The organism is Acinetobacter sp. AKBS16 (assembly GCF_002899995.1).
GTDB classification, from domain to species: Bacteria; Pseudomonadota; Gammaproteobacteria; order Pseudomonadales; family Moraxellaceae; genus Acinetobacter; species Acinetobacter baumannii.
In genome coordinates this window covers 10,098-30,907 of sequence record NZ_POYH01000068.1, presented here as the reverse complement: position 1 = coordinate 30,907, position 20,810 = coordinate 10,098, and the positions used below count along the sequence as shown (strand labels likewise).

18 protein-coding genes are annotated in these 20,810 nt (G+C 40.1%); 12 read left to right on the top strand and 6 right to left on the bottom strand.

The features are described 5' to 3' along the window. Positions 1 to 18 precede the first annotated feature (18 nt). Both C1642_RS12435 and C1642_RS12430 read left to right on the top strand, forming a co-directional pair. Positions 19 to 957: a bile acid:sodium symporter family protein gene (locus C1642_RS12435; protein ID WP_001275077.1), complete on the top strand. Its 939-nt coding sequence runs from the start codon at positions 19 to 21 to the stop codon at positions 955 to 957. 178 nt (positions 958 to 1,135) lie between these two features. Further along, a complete protein-coding gene (locus C1642_RS12430) occupies positions 1,136 to 2,479 on the top strand; it encodes an MATE family efflux transporter (protein WP_103236396.1) in 1,344 nt (447 codons plus the stop codon). 9 nt (positions 2,480 to 2,488) lie between these two features. Here the strand turns inward: C1642_RS12430 and C1642_RS12425 are convergent, their stop codons facing one another. Further along, positions 2,489 to 2,962, bottom strand: coding sequence for a DUF523 domain-containing protein (locus tag C1642_RS12425; protein WP_000924614.1), 474 nt, complete (start codon positions 2,960 to 2,962; stop codon positions 2,489 to 2,491). Positions 2,963 to 3,484: 522 nt separating this feature from the next. Here C1642_RS12425 and hppD point away from each other — a divergent pair. After that, on the top strand, positions 3,485 to 4,540 hold the full coding sequence (gene hppD, locus C1642_RS12420; RefSeq protein ID WP_000353163.1) for a 4-hydroxyphenylpyruvate dioxygenase: 1,056 nt from the start codon (positions 3,485 to 3,487) through the stop codon (positions 4,538 to 4,540). Positions 4,541 to 4,605: 65 nt separating this feature from the next. Here the strand turns inward: hppD and C1642_RS12415 are convergent, their stop codons facing one another. The 4 genes from C1642_RS12415 to fahA all read right to left on the bottom strand — a co-directional run bounded on the left by C1642_RS12415 (position 4,606) and on the right by fahA (position 8,177). Then, positions 4,606 to 5,385 (bottom strand): IclR family transcriptional regulator, encoded by a 780-nt coding sequence (locus C1642_RS12415; protein WP_000568800.1) that lies wholly within the window; start codon positions 5,383 to 5,385, stop codon positions 4,606 to 4,608. 299 nt (positions 5,386 to 5,684) lie between these two features. Beyond that, positions 5,685 to 6,233, bottom strand: a complete 549-nt coding sequence (locus tag C1642_RS12410) for a VOC family protein (protein WP_000141645.1) — start codon at positions 6,231 to 6,233, stop codon at positions 5,685 to 5,687. Positions 6,234 to 6,250: 17 nt separating this feature from the next. Further along, entirely contained in the window at positions 6,251 to 6,883 is a 633-nt protein-coding gene (maiA, locus tag C1642_RS12405; RefSeq protein WP_000781240.1) for a maleylacetoacetate isomerase, read from the bottom strand. Continuing rightward, positions 6,870 to 8,177, bottom strand: a complete 1,308-nt coding sequence (gene fahA / locus C1642_RS12400) for a fumarylacetoacetase (RefSeq protein WP_000435859.1) — start codon at positions 8,175 to 8,177, stop codon at positions 6,870 to 6,872. The genes maiA and fahA overlap by 14 nt, the downstream gene beginning before the upstream one ends. A 358-nt stretch (positions 8,178 to 8,535) precedes the next feature. On the opposite strand from fahA, the gene C1642_RS12395 reads away from it, so the two are divergent. The 3 genes from C1642_RS12395 to zigA all read left to right on the top strand — a co-directional run bounded on the left by C1642_RS12395 (position 8,536) and on the right by zigA (position 12,178). After that, positions 8,536 to 9,924 (top strand): amino acid permease, encoded by a 1,389-nt coding sequence (locus C1642_RS12395; RefSeq protein ID WP_000107088.1) that lies wholly within the window; start codon positions 8,536 to 8,538, stop codon positions 9,922 to 9,924. 162 nt (positions 9,925 to 10,086) lie between these two features. Then, complete coding sequence (locus tag C1642_RS12390) at positions 10,087 to 10,770, top strand: YcbK family protein (RefSeq protein WP_000833249.1); 684 nt, start codon at positions 10,087 to 10,089, stop codon at positions 10,768 to 10,770. Positions 10,771 to 10,912: 142 nt separating this feature from the next. Continuing rightward, a complete protein-coding gene (zigA, locus tag C1642_RS12385; RefSeq protein ID WP_103236395.1) occupies positions 10,913 to 12,178 on the top strand; it encodes a zinc metallochaperone GTPase ZigA in 1,266 nt (421 codons plus the stop codon). A gap of 35 nt (positions 12,179 to 12,213) precedes the next feature. On the opposite strand, the gene C1642_RS12380 is transcribed toward zigA, so the two are convergent. Further along, positions 12,214 to 13,326 (bottom strand): acyltransferase family protein, encoded by a 1,113-nt coding sequence (locus C1642_RS12380; RefSeq protein WP_103236394.1) that lies wholly within the window; start codon positions 13,324 to 13,326, stop codon positions 12,214 to 12,216. A gap of 352 nt (positions 13,327 to 13,678) precedes the next feature. Between C1642_RS12380 and hutC the strand changes: the two genes are divergently transcribed. The 6 genes from hutC to hutI form a co-directional block, all read left to right on the top strand. After that, positions 13,679 to 14,431: a histidine utilization repressor gene (gene hutC / locus C1642_RS12375; RefSeq protein ID WP_001138319.1), complete on the top strand. Its 753-nt coding sequence runs from the start codon at positions 13,679 to 13,681 to the stop codon at positions 14,429 to 14,431. Further along, a complete protein-coding gene (locus C1642_RS12370; protein WP_000571153.1) occupies positions 14,428 to 15,003 on the top strand; it encodes a HutD family protein in 576 nt (191 codons plus the stop codon). The genes hutC and C1642_RS12370 overlap by 4 nt, the downstream gene beginning before the upstream one ends. A 251-nt stretch (positions 15,004 to 15,254) precedes the next feature. Further along, positions 15,255 to 16,931: a urocanate hydratase gene (hutU, locus tag C1642_RS12365; RefSeq protein WP_103236393.1), complete on the top strand. Its 1,677-nt coding sequence runs from the start codon at positions 15,255 to 15,257 to the stop codon at positions 16,929 to 16,931. Positions 16,932 to 17,018: 87 nt separating this feature from the next. Next, on the top strand, positions 17,019 to 18,557 hold the full coding sequence (hutH, locus tag C1642_RS12360; RefSeq protein ID WP_000421600.1) for a histidine ammonia-lyase: 1,539 nt from the start codon (positions 17,019 to 17,021) through the stop codon (positions 18,555 to 18,557). 64 nt (positions 18,558 to 18,621) lie between these two features. After that, on the top strand, positions 18,622 to 20,034 hold the full coding sequence (locus tag C1642_RS12355) for an amino acid permease (RefSeq protein WP_000081468.1): 1,413 nt from the start codon (positions 18,622 to 18,624) through the stop codon (positions 20,032 to 20,034). Between the two features lie 51 nt (positions 20,035 to 20,085). Next, on the top strand, positions 20,086 to 20,810 hold a 725-nt coding region (hutI, locus tag C1642_RS19280; protein ID WP_228153859.1), incomplete at its 3' end, for an imidazolonepropionase.

The following is a 20,810-nucleotide window of genomic DNA, read 5'->3' as shown; positions in this document are numbered from 1 at the left end:
TTGGTATGGATGAACAGTATGTCTGCATTACTCCGTTTTACTCAGTTTGTTCAAAAGACGTTTGCCCTATGGGTAATTATTTTTGCAGCTCTGGCGCTATGGCAGCCTGAATTTTTTGTTTGGCTGAAAGCTTATATTCCATGGATTTTGGGCATTATTATGCTTGGCATGGGAATGACCATGACCGTTGATGATTTTAAAGGGGTTCTACAAAGCCCTAAAGCCGTGTTAATTGGGGTTGTCGCGCAGTTTGTGGTGATGCCGGGCTTGGCATTTATTTTATGTAAATTATTTAATTTGCCTCCTGAAATTGCGGTCGGCGTTATTTTAGTCGGTTGTTGCCCAGGAGGAACAGCTTCAAATGTCATTACCTATATGGCCAAAGGCAATGTGGCTTTATCGGTCGCCTGTACCTCGGTATCAACACTCTTGGCTCCTGTGTTAACGCCTACAATTTTCTATCTACTTGCCAGCCAATGGCTAAAGATTGACGCGGCTTCGATGTTTATTTCGATTTTGCAGGTCGTACTACTTCCGATTGTGATTGGGCTAATTTTGCGAACTTGGCTTAAACGTCAGGTTGAATCCTATATTCAAGTCATGCCATTAGTTTCAGTGATTGCAATTGTAGCGATTGTGGCAGCCATTATTGGTGGCAGTAAAGCAGCTATTTTACAGTCGGGTTTGCTCATTTTGGCGGTAGTGATATTGCATAATGGGCTTGGATATTTATTAGGTTTTGCCGCAGCGCGTTTCTTTAAATTGCCTTATGTGGACAGTAAAGCAATTGCGGTAGAAGTAGGAATGCAAAACTCAGGCTTAGGCGTGGCGCTTGCAGCAGTGCATTTTGCGGCTTCTCCGATTACAGCGGTACCAAGTGCTATTTTCAGCCTTTGGCATAATATTTCGGGTCCTGCACTTGCGACTTATTGGGCAAGTAAACACAAACAAGAATAACTATATAAACAACATACATGACAAAAGAAGGCCAAACAGATAGTTTGGTCTTTTTATTTAAAGCACTTTTTATTTGAGCTGAATTTAAAACTGGTATGTCTTTTGCTTCGAATTGATGCACTAAAAATAACGTGAATATCGACATAAATCGCAAAGAAAAAAATAAGGCATTTTTTTGATGAACCAGATTTTTAAATTATTTATTCCCATGCTCTCTAGCAATTTGATTCTAATTTTAAGTGGATTGGTTGATATTGCTTATGTAGGGCATTTTAGTAATGACCATGTTGCCGCCTTATCGGTGACCTTATCTTTATATACAGTGGTTTATGTCATTGGAATGGGGATACTGCAAGGTGTGATGCTTAAGCTCTCGGAAGCTTATGGTTGCCATGACATACCACGTATTCGTCAAATTTTTATTCAAGGCGTTTGGCTGATGTTAGGTTCGGCATTGGTGAGTATTGCCTTGCTTTACTTGTTCCGTGATTTACCAAAATTATTTGGTGCATCTGAACATGTCGTTTCAATTACTAAAAACTGTATTTGGGCTTTGGTATTTATTTTACCTGCCCATTTATTGATGCGCTTATTTACAGCTTTGTCTCAGGTCACTGAAAATGCGTATAAGGTTTTATTATCAGATAGTCTTTTCTTCATTCTTAAAATTATTTTGTCTTATCTTCTGATTTATGGTGTCGCTTTATTTTCAATTCCGCCACTCGGGGCGATAGGGGCGTTGTTAGCCACTATCATTGTACGGTGGTTTATGTTGGTCGTTTATTACCTGTTTTTTCTAGAGAAAAAGTACATCTTTATTGAACATCCAGAACGGTCAGTTGAAGATAGCCGGCAAAGTCTGCGTATAATTTTAAAAATAGGGATACCTACTGCGATCATGGCGTTGATGGACGTTGTTGCATTTTGTTCAGTTGCTATTCTGATTTTGCCTTTCGGGAGTGTGGTATCTGCAGCCCATCAAATTGTCGCGAGCACTGGCGGTTTCATGTTTATTTTTCCTTCATCAATTGCCTCGGCTTATAGCATTTTGGTGTCAAGAACTATGGGCAGCGGCAACATGAAAGAAGCAGACAAAATTGCCAGACAAAGTATATGGGTCATTATGGCAGTGAGTGGCAGTTTATCCTTGTGTTTATGGGTGGAGAGGGGCTTAATTGTCACGTTCTATTCAGATGATTTGGCTGTACAGATTTTGGCTGCATCACTGCTCTTGATTGTCTGCATGTCTCATTTTCTTGATGGCTTAATGACGTTACTAACCTCTTTGCTGCGTTGTTGGGATGTGTCGATTTTACCCATGCTGATTTTTTTAGTCGTGGTGCTATGTTTCGGATTGGGCGGTGGTTGGTGGATGGCTTATAAAGGGCTGCACTGGGGGAGTCACTCTATATCTGCAATGGGAATTTATGGTTTCTGGAGTATGGCAGCCATAAGCTATTTAGTAGCTTGTGTATTGAGTGCCTTCTGTTTTCGTTTTAGAAAGCAATTAAGAGGTTTTTGATTAGGTAGATCAACAAAGAGGATGTGCTGCTAACCATTCTTCAATCTCATTTTCAGAAATCACTTCAAAACCATGGCGCTGTAACAGTGCCGTGGTAATCCCAACACCTGTGATCTTCTCGCCTTGAAAAGTACCGTTATAAATTTTTTGACTACCACAAGACGGGCTGTTTTCTTTTAAAACCACACAAGTTGCTTGTATTTGCCGTGCAATGTCTAAAGTACGGTAGGCGCCTTTTAAATATAGCTCAGTCACATCTAAACCAGATGAATCTAGGATTTTTGCCTTACCATCAAGCACATCTTGCCCCGTACCCCCAACAATTTCTGCAGGTAACCTTGGAGTAGTAAAACCACCTAATAACTCCGGACAAAGTGCATGCGCTTTTTTATTTAAAAATAACTGCTTAAGTGTAGTGTGTAAGCAAGAGCGTCCATCGTAGCGTACAGGCTCTCCAATTAAACAGGCACTGATTAAAAGCATGATTTTTCCGCCCTTAGAACTTTAAAAGCCATGTGAGTGTACCCAATGATTTATAAAATATGAAATCTAAAACAAGCACAAGCAAACAGAGTAATTTGATTAATAAATTACACAATTCATAATTAAATTATGTATTGCATAATTTAATTGTTTTTAGTAGCATCTGTTTTAAGGTAAATGGCCATTGGAGGTCCAACAAGGATGTTGGCCTCCATAAATCTAGGAATAACTTTAGGAAAAGACGATTTTTAAAGGTTTATTGAAAAATCTCAATCGTACTTTTAGATAAGAAAGGACAGTGTGTATGGAAAACAAACACCATATAGAAGGGAAATTAATCATCGGCTTTGCGCTCACTCAATCTTCGTTTTAGTTATTGGTTTTTTTCTCATAGGATGCGTTGGGCTAAGGCATTTTGACGGTTCAAACATACTCCCAGCAAATGCGTATTCTATAGAGAAAGGAGCTGACCAGATCAGCATGAGAAGTAAACGGATCAGGTAATTACCAGAGGGAAACTAGATGGATATTTTAGAGAACCCATTAGAATTATGCGGTTTTGCATTTATTGAGTTTGTTTCAAAAGAAAATGAATTAGATCCAATTTTTGAAACAATCGGCTTTTCAAAAGTAGCCAAGCATAAATCGAAAAAAGCGTACTTATGGCGTCAAGGAAATATCAATATTATCCTGAATTATCAGCCAGAATCTTATGCTTCATTCTTTTTTAATGAGCATGGTCCATCTGCTTGTGCGATGGGATTCAAAACTCGTGATGCAGCAAAAGCTTTTAAAAAGGCGGTTGAACTTGGTGCAGAACCAATGTACTCAAAAGTTGGGCCAATGGAGCTTAACATTCCGGCAATTAAAGGTATTGGTGGCATGCCAATCTTCTTGGTTGACCGCGATATTTATGAAAATGACTTTGTTTTCTTCGATGATGCGCAGCGTAACCCTGAAGGTGCGGGTTTAAAAGAAATCGATCACTTAACGCATAACGTCTACAAAGGACGTATGGAGTATTGGGCAAACTTCTACGAGAAGATTTTCAACTTCCAGGAAATTCGTTATTTCGACATTAAAGGTGAATATACAGGTTTAACCTCTAAAGCATTAACTGCACCAGATGGCATGATTCGTATTCCTTTAAATGAAGACTCAGACAAGGGTAACGGCCAAATTGCAGAATTCTTAGCTGATTTTAATGGCGAAGGTATTCAGCATATCGCGTTTATTTGTGATGACTTAATTTCGACTTGGGATAAGTTAAAAGGCCTTGGTCTTAAGTTTATGACACCACCGCCAAATACGTATTATGAAATGCTTGAAGAGCGTTTACCTGAACATGGTGAACCAACTGAAGAGTTAAAACAACGCGGTATTTTATTAGACGGCAGTACTAAAGATGGCCAGAAGAAGCTTTTATTACAAATCTTCTCTGAAAATATGATTGGGCCAGTCTTCTTTGAATTTATTCAACGTAAAGATGACGACGGTTTCGGTGAAGGTAACTTCAAGGCATTGTTTGAATCAATTGAACGTGACCAGATTCGCCGTGGTGTGCTCGAAGCAAAATAAGTTTTGCTTTGTCTCTAATCTAAAAAAACCAAGAGCAATGCTCTTGGTTTTTTTATGGCTATTGATTAGCGGCTTTTAATATATTGATTAATTGAATTAATCTCATTTTTAAGTGTTTCAATAATTTTACTTTGTGGATCGACGGGTAAAAACATCTCGCTATCAAGCGCCACAATACAAAACTCAATCCCTTGGTTTGAGTTAAATACTGGCAGGCCTACTGCGTTAATACCGGTAAGTAAATCACCTTTCGCCGCAGACATTTGTTGTTGGCGGATCGTCTCTTTAAGTTCTAGAAACTCTTCCCAGTTATGTGGCGCAATGTTTAGCCCAAGTTCCTGATGTTTTTGCCACTCAGTTTCTAATAAAGGCCGAACAAAATGTTCAGGAAGGTAAGAAGCAAATAAACGCCCAGCAGCAGAATTGACTAAAGGCATAATTGAGCCAACTTTGGTCACAATCGAAATTGGGTGGTTAGATTCAATCGATTGAACCACGACAGGGCCTTTGGGTGACCACTTACTAATTTGAATACCACAGCCAATTTTGCTTTGTAAGTCGTAAATTAAATGTTGTACTAACTGTAAAGTATCGCTGTGCTGAATGCAGTTTAAGCCTAAACGCCATGCTTGATCACCTAAGGCATATTGGCCATCTTCAAGTTGTTTGGCGTAATCCATGCGAATTAGGCTCACCAAGTAGCGGTGTACTTTGGCAGGATGCATCTCAAGCTTACTAGATAAGTCTTTGAGAATAATGGGTTGATTGTGCTCTAAAAGGGCATTTAGTACGGATAAGCCAACTTCAAGTGATTGAACCCCCCCAGATATTTTTTCTTCAATCATTTAAATACCCTTAATCGATTTACTTCAGCAGTTAAACAGTTTTGTTCAGAACATAAATTGGCATTGATGCGTTTTACATCATGCCTGAGCCTATAGAAAAATAGAAATCACCTTTTTCTATTAGCGAAATTCACATGTTTAATAATCCACAATTTTTACAAACACCTTCATCTTACATTTATAGCGTAAATTGATAGAGGTTTAGTAGATTTAAACAATATAAATCGGCATTGATATAGAACAGTTCATTCAAACTATTCCCATCAATGCCGACTTTTAAAACGATTGCTTTGAAAGAATTACGCGCCTAATTCTTCTTCATGCAAGAAATGAGTGTGGTGTGGAGCGCGTTTGGTTTTGCTCCATTCCTCTAACATTTCAGTTTTCATTTCTTCAGTAATTTTTGCAATTTTTTCTTCAGCATGTGCATCGTTATAAGTCAGTTCTAAACGATGTCCATTTGGGTCAAAGAAATAAATTGAGTGGAAGATACCATGGTTAGTAATACCTAATACTTTAACACCGTTGTCTTCCAAATGTTTTTTGGCAGCTAAAAGGGCATTTAAATCTTCAACTTCAAAGGCAATATGTTGCACCCATTGAGGCGTATTTTCATCACGGCCCATTTCTGGTTGGGTTGGCAATTCAAAAAATGCTAAAACGTTGCCTTGACCTGCATCTAGGAATAAATGCATATACGGGTCAAAAGCTTTCGTTGAAGGTACATGGTCTTCTGCAAAAGCTAAGATAAAGTCCATGTTGAGCATTTTTTTATACCACTCAACAGTTTCCTTCGCATCCTTACAGCGATATGCAACGTGATGTATTTTTTTAATGGCAAATGTCATATTGAAACTCCTTTTTACTATTCCCAATCTGGTTGTTGTTCTGGCGCCGCGTTATAGAAGGCTGGGATAGACAAACAATGTTGATAAATTGATTCAATTTTTGGAAACGCCGACAAATCAATCTTGAAGCGTTTCGCGTTGTAAACCTGTGGAATCAGGCAGCAGTCGGCAATGGTTGCTTGTTGTCCAAAGCAAAATTGCCCATTTGAATCTTGAAGTTGCTGTTCGAGTGTTTGAAAGCCTTCAAGAATCCAGTGCTGATACCAGTAATTTTTTTGTTCGTCTGAAACATTTAAATCATTTTTTAAATATTTCAGCACGCGTAAGTTATTTAACGGGTGAATATCACAGGCAATCGCCTGTGCAAAAGCACGGATTTTGGCTCTTTCTTTCACATCATTTGGAAGTAATTTGGTTTCAGGATATTGTTCATCCAGATATTCCAAAATACTTAATGACTGTGACAGGGTTAAATCGCCGTCCACTAAAGTTGGTACTAAGGCACTGCGATTTAACTTTAAATAGTCTTCACTTTGCTGCTCATTTTTAACTAAATGAACGGGTACAGTTTCATAAGCGAGACTTTTAAGGTTGAGACCAATCCGTACTCTGTAAGCTGCAGAGCTACGAAAGTAACTATACAGCTTCATAATTAGGCTCCGAAGTTTCTGCAAAATCAAAAGTTAATGCAGGAAGTACCGTATTTCGGACTTCACCAAAACCAATACGGATACCATTTTTCTCACAGTGGCCTTTCATGATGAGTGTGTCGCCGTCTTGCAAGAAACCACGAGTTTCACCATTCGCAAGTGTTAGAGGCTTAGTGGTGTTCCAAGTCAACTCAAGCAAGCTACCATAAGAGTCAGGTGTAGAACCAGAAATAGTACCTGAACCCATTAAATCACCAACCTGAACGTTACAGCCTCCAATGGTGTGGTGAGTTAGCTGCTGAGCCATAGACCAATACATATATTTAAAATTAGTACGGCAGATCACATCAGGTTGTGTTGATTTCGGGCTTTGAATTTCAACACTCAAATTAATGTCGTAACTATTCGCGATATTTTCTTGTAGATACGCTAAAGGTTTAGGCTCTTGTTTTGGGCCTTCCACTTTAAATGGCTCAAGTGCTTCAAGCGTGACTACCCAAGGTGAGATGGCACTAGCAAAAGATTTTGAATTGAAAGGACCTAGAGGTACATATTCCCATTGCTGGATATCGCGCGCTGACCAGTCATTGAGTAATACCATTCCAAAAATATGGTCCCAAGCATTTTCAATTGAGATTGGCTGGCCAAGCTCCGTTGGTTTACCAATAACAAATGCTGTTTCAAGTTCGAAATCGAGTTTACGCGTAGCTGAGAAAACTGGACGCTCTTCATTTGGAAGTTTAATTTGTCCAGATGGACGCACGACTTGAGTGCCACTGACTACAACAGAGCTAGCACGACCATTGTAACCAACAGGCAATTCAGTCCAGTTTGGAAGTAAGGCATTTTTAGGGTCGCGGAACATACAGCCTACATTGGTTGCATGTTCTTTAGAAGAATAGAAATCGGTATAACCAGATACTTGAAGTGGTAAATGCAAAGTCACGCTGTCTTGCTTAACCAAAACTTCTTGGCGCAATGCTTCGTTTTCTTGAAGCGTTAAATTATCAACTGAAAGAAGAGACTGTAGCGTTTTACGAACTTTAGACCAATTGGCTTTGCCTGATTCAATAAATTTATTCAGTGTAGGCTGGTTAAAGTAGGTGTCTTGATCTGAAAGTTTTAAAAGACCATGCTTTTCAAGAGCAGCGAGATCAATGACCCAATCACCGATAGCTACACCGACCTGACGCTCGCCTTCGGCTGTTCTACTAAAAATACCATAAGGCAAATTATGAATAGTGAAATCAGATTGAGGTGAAACTTCAATAAAAGAGTTTAGTTTTTGTTCCATTTTCGCTTCCTTGTCTTCATCTCGCGTCTTATACAAATAAAAGTTCGGTCTAGGGACTGAGCTACTCAATAAGTTTTAACCGTTATTTAGATCATCTTTTTACTTATGAGCTTGATAGAGACCGAGAACAACCAATTACTTCATGGTTCTTATAATACTGAATTCATCAAATTACGCAATACATAATTTAATTACACATTGCATAATAATTGTTATTTCTTGCATTTTCTGCTTTCATGCGCGGTTGTGAGAAAAGTAACGCAATTATTTTTTCATCAATCTCTATGAAAATCCGATCAATTTATGATATACGTAATTTATTGGAAAAAAATTACGTGACAAGGATGAGAATAATCATATGTCAACACAAGAGCAAGGAAACCTGAAACATGGTTTGAGTAATCGTCACATCCAGCTGATTGCGTTGGGTGGAGCGATTGGTACAGGGCTGTTTCTTGGTATATCACAATCGATTAAATTGGCAGGTCCATCGGTAATCTTGGGTTATGCGATTGCAGGATTTATTGCTTTTTTAATGATGCGCCAGCTCGGTGAAATGGTCGTAGAAGAACCTGTAAGTGGGTCTTTTAGCCACTTCGCTTACAAATATTGGGGACCTTTTGCAGGCTTCATGTCAGGATGGAATTACTGGGTACTCAATGTACTTGTGTGTATGGCAGAGTTAAGTGCAATTGGTCTTTATATTCAATATTGGTGGCCGCAAATCCCAACGTGGGCATCTGCTCTAACGTTCTTTATTCTCATTAATGGTATCAATTTACTGCATGTTAAGTTTTTTGGCGAAATGGAATTTTGGTTTTCTATTGTCAAAATCTTAGCAATTTTAGCCATGATCGGTTTCGGTTCATATTTACTTGCAACTGGCACAGCAGGGCCTCAGGCCAGTATTTCTAACCTTTGGGCATTGGGTGGTTTCTTCCCATTTGGTATTGAAGGCTTGGTTATGGCAATGGCAGTGATTATTTTTGCTTTTGGCGGTATTGAGCTTTTTGGTATTACTGCTGCTGAAGCGCGTGATCCAGACAAAACTTTACCTAAAGCTGTAAACCAGATTATCTATCGTATTTTGATTTTCTATATTGCGACACTTTTTGTTTTATTCTCTTTATTTCCGTGGAATCAAATGGCAGAAGGTGGCAGTCCTTTTGTGATGGTCTTTGCCTCTTTAGATAGCCAAGGTGTTGCGACATTATTAAATTTCGTTATTTTGACAGCTGCGGTTTCCGTCTATAACGGAACCAGCTATTGCAGCAGCCGTATGCTTTTAGGTCTTGCCCAACAAGGTAATGCCCCGAAAGCTCTTGCCCGTATTAATAAACGCGGTATTCCAACCAATGCGGTTCTAGTCTCTGCATTTGTAACGGTATTGTGTGTTTTACTTAATTATATTTTCCCTGAAAAAGCATTTGGTTTACTCATGATGCTTGTCGTAGCAGCGATTGTGATTAACTGGGTAGTGATTTCATGGACACATTTAAAATTCCGTAAATTCATGCAACGTCAAGGTCAAACGACTAAATTCCCTAGCTTCATGTATCCATTTAGCAACTATCTTTGCATGGCATTCATGCTTGGAATTTTAGTTGTGATGTCTTTAACGCCAGACATGCGTGTGGCAGTTATGATGATTCCAGGATGGATTTTGTGTTTGATGGTGGCTTATCAATTTAAGCGCCGTAAAATAAAAGCTGAGCAGCCTGTACATGCTTTAGAAGCCGATATGTAATTAGGTCTTAGATAGAAGCTAAAAAGGACGTATAAATACGTCCTTTTTTATTTTTTAAAATTTACAACAGAAATTAAAGGATTTAATAATTGTTATATTATAACATTTCTGAAATTAAGTGATTAAAGGCTTCCAGATGTTTAGGGAAGATAGAATATATTTATGAAGCGTTATTTAGGTTTACTCGTATTATCTCTGGTGGCTTGTAGTACTCAAACACCCCAGCCGACGATTACTCATCGCTCTCCCTCTTTGCCTCAACCATCTAAAACTGTGGTTAAAATCAAACAACAGCCTGAAGATTATATCGTTTGGATTGCAACTGCAGATCACAGACAGTCTGTACAAGCTTATAAGCAATTTCTTAAGCAAAAAGGACTTGCCGATTTAGTTCCAGACCACGAGTTATTACGTTCAGCCAGAGACTGGCAAAAATGTGGAGTTGAGCCTTACGCAGTTCCACCACGCGAGATTTGGTCCAATATTGTTCCGACGCTCAATATATTAAAAGCGTTGGTTGATGATGGCGTAATTAACGATTTTGAAGTGACTTCGGTCTATCGAGCTTTAGCTTTAAACCGTTGTGCAGGTGGTGCTGATGCTTCCCGACATGTCTTTAATGCAGCACTTGATTTTAGAATTGGGCCAGAACAGCCTAGCGACTTAGACCAGTTCAATATTCAACAAACTAAAACCAAGCTTTGTCAGTTCTGGGCGACTAAAGGCCAAGCGTTTAATATGGGACTGGGTGTTTATGCTTCAGGACAAATCCATATTGATAGTCAAGGTTTTAGAGCATGGGGGCCAGACCATCACTATAGAACCTCAATTTGTCAGGGACTATAAAAGCAACTTTTTCAAAGACTAAGTGATTTGGCTTAGATAAAACTGGAATAAAAACTTGATCAATAGTTATGTTATAACATAACATTATTGTGGTTTAGAAATAGATTACGCCTGTGATCTGGCCATATTTAAATGGCCAGCCATGATCAGTTTAAATATTATTCAAAGAGATCAAGCCATGCACACTGCAATTGCCAACTCATTTGCCAAGCTTCCCGTCACTGTTTTATCGGGCTTTTTGGGTGCAGGAAAGACCACATTACTCAACCATATTTTAAATAATCGCGAAGGCCGCCGTATTGCCGTGATTGTTAATGATATGTCTGAGGTGAATATTGATGCGGCATTAGTACGCGAAGGTGGGGCAGAGCTTTCAAGAACAGATGAAAAACTGGTTGAAATGAGTAATGGCTGTATCTGCTGTACGTTACGAGAAGACTTATTGATTGAAGTGAGACGTTTAGCCGATGAAGGACGCTTTGACCAATTGGTGATTGAGTCAACAGGCATTTCAGAACCTTTACCTGTGGCAGAAACTTTTACTTTTGAAGATGAAGATGGAAACTCACTCAATGAGTTTGCTCGACTCGACACTATGGTTACGGTAGTCGATGCTTTTAACTTTCTTAAAGACTACAGTTCAGTTGACTCCCTACAACAACGCGGCGAATCATTAGGTGAGCAAGATGAGAGAACTGTGGTTGACCTTCTTATCGATCAGATTGAGTTTTGTGATGTGATTGTACTGAATAAAATTGATTTGATTGATCAGGCTCAGCAAGATCAGCTTATCGCCATTTTAAAAACGTTAAACCCGCGTGCCCGAATTGAAATTGCTCAATTTGGAAAGGTCGCTTTAGATAAAATTTTAAATACACAGTTATTTGATTTTGATGAAGCCGCGCAAGCACCGGGTTGGTTAAAAGAGTTACGCGGCGAGCATACACCTGAAACTGAAGAGTATGGCATTAGTAGCTTTGTTTATCGTGCCCGCCGACCTTTCCATCCAGAACGTTTTTATGATTTGGTACAGGCTGAATGGCCGGGAGTCGTGCGTTCCAAAGGCTTTTTCTGGTTGGCTGCCGAACCGACATTGGCTTATTCATGGTCACAAGCGGGAGCAATGGCTCGACACGGTTTAGCTGGTTATTGGTGGGCAGCCGTTGCGGAAGAAGACTGGCCGAGTGACCTAGCCAGCATTGAACAAATTAAGAAAAATTGGGATGACCGCACAGGTGATGCGCGTCAGGAGCTGGTTTTAATTGGTATGCAAATGGATGAGCAAGCTTTAATACAACGCTTGGATAGCTGCTTGTTAAGCGATGAGGAAATGGCTTTAGGTCCGCAAGTTTGGCAGAGCTGGTCTAATCCTTTTAAGCAAGATGATGAAACGATGTTGATCGCTTAATAAAAAAGCCCCCTATTTTCAAGGGGCTTATTTTTTTAAGATTTATCTTTAATAAAAACTTTTCGAATGTAGCTGTTAAGCGGGGTGGAATAATATTTTTCAATTGCTGCGCTAATGATAAAAGTCAGAACCAAATAGCCAATTAAAAGCATAATTTTAATGCTAGAGTCGGTTTGGGCGGGAATAAAAGCAACCTTCATAAGGCCCAGCACAACCAGATGAAACAAATAAGTTTCATAACTCCTTTGCCCCAACCAGACCATTACTTTGGTAAATAGACTATGTGCTTGTGTTTCGGAAGGATGTTGGAAACACAGAATGAGTAAACCTGTGGCAAGAGCAAATAAGCTAATACCCCATGTACTGACTTCTTTAATGGGCGCATATAAATATAGAGCGGTCATACTCAAAATAATCAACCATGAAAGAGGTTTTTTATAGGTCCAATTTGGCTGATATTTATGAGAAAAAATCGCCGTTAAACAGCCCACCGCTATACCATCAAAACTTGAAAAATAATGATATAAATAAGCGCCGCTTTCTTCTCCAAAATGGAGAGACCTAAAATAAGGCGCATATAAAATTACCCCAACAAGTACAGTAATAAAGACCTTATTACTACGGGTGAGTAGACACAATAATGGAAAAACAAAGTAAAAAACTTCTTCTACAGAGAGCGACCACAACACGCCCAAAGCGTAGTTTACCCAACCAAATTTAATAATCAGGATATTCATCCAGAAGGTTAAGGCTGCAAATATGGTTAAAGGATAAGAGACCTCAATGCCATTCGGTGCTTGGTTCATAAAGGGTTTTAAGTCAAATGAACCAAGTATGCTTACACCTAAAATGAGTAATACCAGACACGGTAAAATACGTGCTGCTCGTCGGATATAAAAATGCTTGAGGTTAATTGCAGAAAATTGTTTGTCTCGTTTTAAAGTGTGATGGGTAATTAAAAAACCCGAAATCACAAAAAACATGGTGACGCCATAATTTCCATTTCTTGCGATGACTGTGCTAAATGCTTCACCTAAAAAATCAAAACCTAACCATGTATCTTTAAGTTTATAGGGAATATTAAAATGATGTAAAAGAACCAAAAGGATAGAAATTCCTCGAAGAATATCTATTTTATAATTACGCATTCGATGTGCTTCCAGTTTTATTAATATACTGTGTGGCAGAAGAATACTATCGATCAGTTATTTTAAATAAAAATTTTAAGCATCATTTCGTAAACCAGAAAAAATGATATTTTTGTTTTCTGGGATAGGGCACTGGCTTAGCAAAAATAACTATTAAATAAATGTTGATAAAGCCTTTATATATTTGAATTTCTCTACATAAAACTTTAAATTAGCTCTTGTCGAGCTATGTTTATTTTTTAAACTTTTTAAAATATATTTAATTCATAAATTAACATGTTGTATGTGGTTGTATATACATAGCATGTCAACTAAAATACCTTTTTGCCTGCTGCCTTTTTGAGTATTTGTTATGCCCAGAACATCAAAACAAGAACATACTGAGCTTTCGATTGAAGCTGATAGTCCAGTTCCTTTATATCAGCGCGTAAAACAGCTGATTTCACAAAAGATTTATGAAGGCTCTTGGGCTGTAAATAAAAAAATTCCTTCGGAAAGTGAACTCGTTAATCAACTCGGCTGTAGCCGTATGACGGTAAACCGTGCGCTACGCGAGTTAACAACAGAAGGCTTACTTGTTCGAATTCAGGGTGTTGGTTCTTTCGTTGCTGAAGGGCAAGGCCGAACTGCACTTTTCCAAATTAACAATATTGCCGATGAGATTATTGCACGAAACCATAAGCACCATGCTGAAGTTTTAGTCTTAGAACAAATTTATGCAAATGCAGAGCAAAGCGTGTTAATGCAGACTCGCGAAGGGCAAAAATTATTTCACTCGATTATTGTGCATTATGAAAATGATGTACCTGTTCAGGTCGAAGATCGTTTAGTTGATGCAGCACTGATTCCAGATTATTTAGAACAAGATTTTAAAACCATTACCCCAAATGCTTACCTCATGGCAAAAGCACCCGTGACAGAAGGTGAACACATTGTTGAGGCCGTTTTAGCATCACCTCAAGAGTGTAAGTGGTTAAAGATTACTAAAGCTGAACCGTGTCTACTCATCCGGCGTCGCACATGGTCAAACAAACAACTCATTTCAAGTGCACGATTGATTTATCCGGGCAGTCGCTATTATCTCGAAGGGAAATTTAATCCATGATTGAATTGATCAGGGCCGATCAATATACAAAAATGCTTTGGAAAAATGGTGCCGGCTTTACTTTAGAAATTGCTCGAAGCCAAGGTGAAGCCGACTTTGAGTGGCGCATTTCGATGGCAGATGTAACAACTTCTGGGCCATTTTCGTTATTTCCCAATAAACAACGCATTATTAGCGTACTTGATGGGCAGGGCATGGTACTGCATGTCGATGACCTTCCTGCCAAAAAGCTGAAACAGGGCGATATTTTTGCTTTTCATGGTGAAAGTCAGGTCCAAAGTGAACTGGTAGACGGTGCAATTCGGGATTTAAATTTAATTTATGATCCTGCAAAGTTTCATGCCCGTTTTCAGTGGTTGAATGAGGCAGCGGAGCAGGCATTTATAAGCTCGGCAGACCTGATTTTTATTTTTAATCAGGGTGGTGAAACGGAAGTGAACGTTGATGAGCATTCCGTTCAGCTTGCTGCTCATGAGACGCTAAAAATTGAGAAAAATGCTAGTGTCACATCAATCAATTTTCCAAAAAAACAGCACAAAAGTTGCTATATCATTGAGTTAATTCAACGTTAAAAAGATATAGTTTACTGATTAAAAAGCACATGTCTTGTTAGAAGATATGTGCTTTTTTTATGTCAGATATAAAAATAAATTATTTTAATTCATGATCTTATTCAATTTTTTTAAAAAAATACGAGCAAGCCTCTTCACGCCGAAAAATATTTGTGTAGTATATAGATGTATATACAAGTTAATACATTACTATACAAATGCAGAAACAAGTGATGTTCTGCTGATGTAAGCTCAAAGGAAGGAGTCCGACTGTGACAACAACGACAACAAAATTTCGTGATGTAGAAATTCGTGCACCACGCGGCACTGAATTAACGGCTAAGAGTTGGTTAACTGAAGCCCCATTGCGTATGTTGATGAATAACCTTGATCCGGACGTTGCAGAAAACCCGAAAGAGTTGGTGGTATACGGTGGTATTGGCCGTGCAGCACGAAACTGGGAATGTTTCGACAAAATTGTAGATACGCTAAAAAATCTTGAAACTGACGAAACTTTATTAGTTCAATCAGGCAAACCAGTAGGTGTATTTAAAACTCATAAAGATGCGCCACGCGTTTTAATTGCAAACTCAAACCTTGTACCGCACTGGGCAAACTGGGAACACTTTAACGAATTAGACGCTAAAGCTTTGGCAATGTACGGTCAAATGACAGCGGGTTCGTGGATCTACATTGGTAGCCAAGGTATTGTACAAGGTACTTATGAAACTTTCGTTGAAGCAGGTCGCCAACACTACAACGGTGACTTAAAAGGCCGTTGGGTTCTTACTGCTGGTTTAGGCGGTATGGGTGGTGCTCAGCCTTTAGCTGCAACACTTGCAGGTGCGTGTTCTTTAAACATCGAATGCCAACAAGCAAGTATCGATTTCCGTTTACGTACCCGTTATGTAGATGAACAAGCAACTGATTTAGACGACGCTTTAGCGCGTATTGATCGTTATACAAAAGAAGGTAAAGCAATTTCAATCGCACTTCATGGTAATGCTGCTGAAATTTTACCTGAGCTTGTACGCCGTGGTGTACGTCCAGACATGGTAACTGACCAAACAAGTGCACATGATCCACTTAATGGCTACTTACCAGTAGGCTGGACTTGGGATGAATACCGTGAACGCGCGAAAAAAGAACCGGAAGCTGTTGTAAAAGCTGCAAAACAGTCGATGGCAAAACACGTACAAGCCATGCTTGATTTCCAAAAAATGGGTGTTCCAACATTTGACTATGGCAATAACATCCGTCAAATGGCGAAAGAAGAAGGCGTAGCAAACGCTTTTGATTTCCCAGGCTTCGTACCTGCATACATCCGTCCATTGTTCTGCCGTGGTATTGGTCCATTCCGTTGGGCAGCGCTTTCTGGTGATCCGGAAGATATTTATAAAACAGATGCCAAAGTTAAAGAGTTAATTCCTGATGATGAGCATTTACATCATTGGTTAGACATGGCTCGTGAACGTATTAGCTTCCAAGGCTTACCAGCGCGTATTTGCTGGGTAGGTTTGGGCTTACGTGCAAAACTTGGTTTGGCATTTAACGAAATGGTTCGTAGCGGTGAATTGTCTGCACCGATCGTGATTGGTCGTGACCACTTAGACTCAGGTTCGGTTGCAAGTCCTAACCGTGAAACTGAAGCAATGCAAGACGGATCAGATGCAGTATCAGACTGGCCTTTATTAAATGCATTGTTAAATACAGCAGGCGGCGCAACTTGGGTGTCTCTACATCATGGTGGTGGTGTAGGTATGGGCTTCTCTCAACACTCAGGCGTTGTGATTGTGTGTGACGGTACAGATGAAGCTACTGCACGTATTGCTCGCGTACTGACCAATGACCCTGCAACAGGTGTTATGCGTCATGCCGATGCAGGTTATGAAATTGCGATTAACTGTGCCAAAGAGCAAGGCCTACACTTGCCAATGATCACGCAATAAAAATACATGGAAGAACTGGCGGTGCTTTTTGCAATTGTGAAAAGCACCGTCTCAGCAGAATATAGTGCAAAAAATTAGGAAGCCAACATGGAATTACTGATCCAACCGGGAAAACTGACCTTAGCCGATTTACGTCAAGCTTACCTCAACCCAATTAAAGTTAAATTAGATGAAAGTGCTTCATCTGCAATTAATGCAAGCGTGGCTTGTGTAGAGCAAATTGTAAATGAAGGACGTACAGCTTACGGTATTAATACAGGTTTTGGCTTACTTGCTTCAACTAAAATTGCGCCTGAAGATTTAGAAAAATTACAGCGTTCATTAGTTCTTTCGCATGCGGCAGGTGTAGGTGAAGCACTTGATGATGCAATGGTCCGTTTAATTATTCTATTGAAAGCAAATAGCTTGGCACGTGGTTTCTCTGGTATTCGTCGTAAAGTCATTGATGCTTTGTTGGCCTTAATTAATGCTGAAGTTTACCCACACATTCCACTTAAAGGTTCAGTAGGGGCTTCTGGTGACTTGGCACCCCTTGCACACATGTCTTTGGTTTTACTTGGTGAAAGTAAGGCACGTTATAAAGGTGAATGGTTACCAGCAGTTGAAGCTTTAAAAATTGCAGGTTTGGAACCAATTTCTTTAGCAGCTAAAGAAGGTTTGGCACTTTTAAATGGTACGCAGGTTTCGACAGCTTACGCTTTACGCGGCTTATTTGAAGCAGAAGATTTATTTGCTGCCGCGACAGTTTGTGGTGGCTTAAGTGTTGAAGCAATGCTTGGTTCACGTGCACCTTTCGATGCGCGTATTCACGAAGTACGCGGCCAACGTGGTCAAATTGATGTAGCTGCGGCTTATCGCGATTTATTGACTGATTCGAGTGAAATTTCTCGTTCACATGAAGAATGTGGCAAAGTTCAAGACCCATATTCTTTACGTTGCCAACCACAGGTGATGGGTGCATGTTTAACTCAAATCCGTCAGGCTGCTGAAGTATTAGAAATTGAAGCAAATGCTGTATCTGATAACCCGCTTGTGTTTGCTGAACAAGGTGACGTGATTTCTGGTGGTAACTTCCATGCAGAACCTGTTGCAATGGCGGCCGACAATTTAGCATTGGCAATTGCAGAAATTGGTTCACTATCTGAACGTCGTATTTCGATGATGATGGACCGTCATATGTCACAGCTTCCACCGTTCTTGGTAGCAAATGGTGGTGTTAACTCGGGCTTTATGATTGCTCAAGTGACAGCTGCTGCTCTTGCAAGTGACAACAAGGCGCTTGCACATCCTGCAAGTGTGGATAGCCTACCGACTTCAGCCAACCAAGAAGACCATGTATCGATGGCTCCAAATGCTGGTAAACGTCTTTGGTATATGGCTGATAACGTTCGCGGCATTTTAGCTGTTGAATGGTTAGGCGCTTGTCAGGGTCTAGACTTCCGTGAAGGTTTAAAAAGCTCGCCTAAACTTGAACAAGCTCGTAAAATCTTGCGCGACCAAGTTCCTTACTACAGTGAAGACCGTTTCTTTGCTCCTGATATCGAACAGGCTAGTGAATTGCTTGCGAGTGGTTGCCTAAACGAGTTACTCATTCCAAAACTACTCCCTAGTTTATCTGAAGTGTGATTGATAAAACGGTCACATGGAGTGGCCGAATCCAACTAAATTTCCTCAAGGATTGGAGATTATAATGTCACAAAACTCCACACTACAGCGGGGCTTAAACACCCGCCACATTCGTTTCTTGGCATTGGGCTCAGCAATTGGAACTGGGCTTTTCTATGGTTCGGCAACTGCTATTAAAATGGCAGGGCCTTCAGTATTACTTGCGTACATCGTTGCAGGGATTGCAATTTATATTGTGATGCGCGCACTGGGTGAAATGGCAGTCCATAACCCTGTCTCTGGCTCATTTAGCCACTATGCTTCTCAATACATTGGTCCTTTGGCCGGCTTTACGACAGGCTGGACTTATGTTTTTGAGATGGTGATTGTTGCAATTGCCGATGTCACTGCGTTTGGTATTTATATGGGGTTCTGGTATCCCGATGTCCCACGGTGGATCTGGATTTTGTCTCTCATCATGTTCTTGGGCGCAATTAACCTCATTCATGTGAAAGTCTTTGGTGAACTCGAATTTTGGCTCTCAATTGTCAAGGTGAGTGCCATTGTTGCCATGATTTTAGGTGGCTTAGGTTTGATGTTCTATGGCTTCCATGTTGACCATAGCAGTGTAGTGCCGGGGATTCAAAACTTATGGATCTATGAAGGCTTTATGCCACATGGCATTGCAGGCTTGGTTGCATGTTTATCTGTAGTGGTATTTGCTTTCGGTGGTATCGAAATTATTGGTATTACAGCAGGTGAATCACAAGACCCGAAAACTACTTTACCGAAAGCAATTAATGCTGTTCCGGTACGTATTTTACTTTTCTATGTACTGACTATATTTGTACTCATGTCGATTTTCCCATGGAACCAGATTGGTAGCCAAGGCAGCCCGTTTGTACAAATTTTTGAAAACTTAGGCATTAAATCTGCTGCAAATATTTTAAATATTGTAGTGGTAACTGCTGCAATTTCGGCAATTAACAGTGATGTGTTTGGTGCAGGCCGTATGTTGTACGGTATGGCAAATCGTGGTCAAGCACCTCGAATTTTCCAAAAATTATCGCGTAATGGCGTGCCTTGGATGACTGTTGTGGTTATGGCTGGCGTGCTGTTAATTGGTGTGGTGCTGAACTACCTGATTCCTGAAAATGTGTTTGTCATCATTGCATCAATTGCAACGTTTGCAACTGTTTGGGTATGGCTCATGATCTTGCTTTCGCAAGTCGCGATGCGCCGTAAATTATCTACTGCTGAAATTAAGGCACTTGATTTCCCTGTATTTGGCTGGCCATATGCCCCTGCTTTTGCAATCGGTTTTATGGTGTTCATTTTAGTGATGATGGGCTACTTCCCAGACTCGCGTCCTGCAATTTATGTGGGAATCACTTGGCTTGCTCTCTTAACTATTGCTTATCGTATTTGGGTAAAACCAGAGCAAAGCTTGGGAAAGGAAAGTGAGCCTGTCCAGCAAAACATAGAAATGGAAAGCTAACAAATCAGCTGCCCAATAGTTTTACTGTTGGGCAGTTTCGAGGATAGGCTAATGAAAAAACTTTGGCAAAACTGCCATATTGCCACCATGCAAAATGGGCAATATTCCTACATTGAAGATGCTGCAATTGTCACAGAAGGGCATCTCATCCACTGGATTGGAAAACAACAACAACTTCCTGCCGACACTTATTCCGAAACAGTTGACTTAAATGGCGCTTGGGTAACCCCGGGGTTCATCGACTGTCATACGCATAGCGTATTTGGTGGCAACCGTAGTGTTGAGTTTGAAAAACGCTTGCAAGGTGTGAGCTATGCTGAAATTGCAGCAAGCGGTGGTGGCATTGCCAGTACAGTACGTGCAACGCGTGAAGCCAGTGAAGAACAATTACTGAAATCAGCCCTTAAGCGTATTCGCTGCATGCAACAAGACGGTGTAACCACCATTGAAATTAAGTCTGGCTACGGACTCAACTACGAAAACGAGCGCAAGATGCTGCGTGTGATCCGTCAAATTGGTGAAGCTTTGCCGATGACGGTAAAAAGTACGTGTTTAGCTGCACATGCTTTACCGCCAGAGTACAAAGACCAAAGCGACGCTTATATCGAGCATATCTGTACAGAAATGCTGCCTAAACTGCATGCTGAAGGTTTAGTCGATGCTGTTGATGCTTTCTGCGAGCATTTAGCATTTTCACCTGCTCAGGTTGAACGTGTTTTTAAAACGGCACAATCATTGGGGCTACCCGTTAAACTTCATGCCGAACAGCTTTCATC

Excerpts from the sequence above, each read along its gene's own strand:
- C1642_RS12410 (WP_000141645.1), bottom strand. The coding sequence starts at position 6,233 with ATGACATTTGCCATTAAAAAAATACATCACGTTGCATATCGCTGTAAG.
- C1642_RS12390 (WP_000833249.1), top strand. The coding sequence starts at position 10,087 with ATGAAGCGTTATTTAGGTTTACTCGTATTATCTCTGGTGGCTTGTAGT.
- hutC (WP_001138319.1), top strand. The coding sequence starts at position 13,679 with ATGCCCAGAACATCAAAACAAGAACATACTGAGCTTTCGATTGAAGCT.
- C1642_RS12430 (WP_103236396.1), top strand. The coding sequence starts at position 1,136 with ATGAACCAGATTTTTAAATTATTTATTCCCATGCTCTCTAGCAATTTG.
- C1642_RS12355 (WP_000081468.1), top strand. The coding sequence starts at position 18,622 with ATGTCACAAAACTCCACACTACAGCGGGGCTTAAACACCCGCCACATT.
- zigA (WP_103236395.1), top strand. The coding sequence starts at position 10,913 with ATGATCAGTTTAAATATTATTCAAAGAGATCAAGCCATGCACACTGCA.
- C1642_RS12395 (WP_000107088.1), top strand. The coding sequence starts at position 8,536 with ATGTCAACACAAGAGCAAGGAAACCTGAAACATGGTTTGAGTAATCGT.
- C1642_RS12380 (WP_103236394.1), bottom strand. The coding sequence starts at position 13,326 with ATGCGTAATTATAAAATAGATATTCTTCGAGGAATTTCTATCCTTTTG.
- C1642_RS12435 (WP_001275077.1), top strand. The coding sequence starts at position 19 with ATGTCTGCATTACTCCGTTTTACTCAGTTTGTTCAAAAGACGTTTGCC.
- hutH (WP_000421600.1), top strand. The coding sequence starts at position 17,019 with ATGGAATTACTGATCCAACCGGGAAAACTGACCTTAGCCGATTTACGT.
- C1642_RS12370 (WP_000571153.1), top strand. The coding sequence starts at position 14,428 with ATGATTGAATTGATCAGGGCCGATCAATATACAAAAATGCTTTGGAAA.
- C1642_RS12425 (WP_000924614.1), bottom strand. The coding sequence starts at position 2,962 with ATGCTTTTAATCAGTGCCTGTTTAATTGGAGAGCCTGTACGCTACGAT.
- C1642_RS12415 (WP_000568800.1), bottom strand. The coding sequence starts at position 5,385 with ATGATTGAAGAAAAAATATCTGGGGGGGTTCAATCACTTGAAGTTGGC.
- fahA (WP_000435859.1), bottom strand. The coding sequence starts at position 8,177 with ATGGAACAAAAACTAAACTCTTTTATTGAAGTTTCACCTCAATCTGAT.
- maiA (WP_000781240.1), bottom strand. The coding sequence starts at position 6,883 with ATGAAGCTGTATAGTTACTTTCGTAGCTCTGCAGCTTACAGAGTACGG.
- hppD (WP_000353163.1), top strand. The coding sequence starts at position 3,485 with ATGGATATTTTAGAGAACCCATTAGAATTATGCGGTTTTGCATTTATT.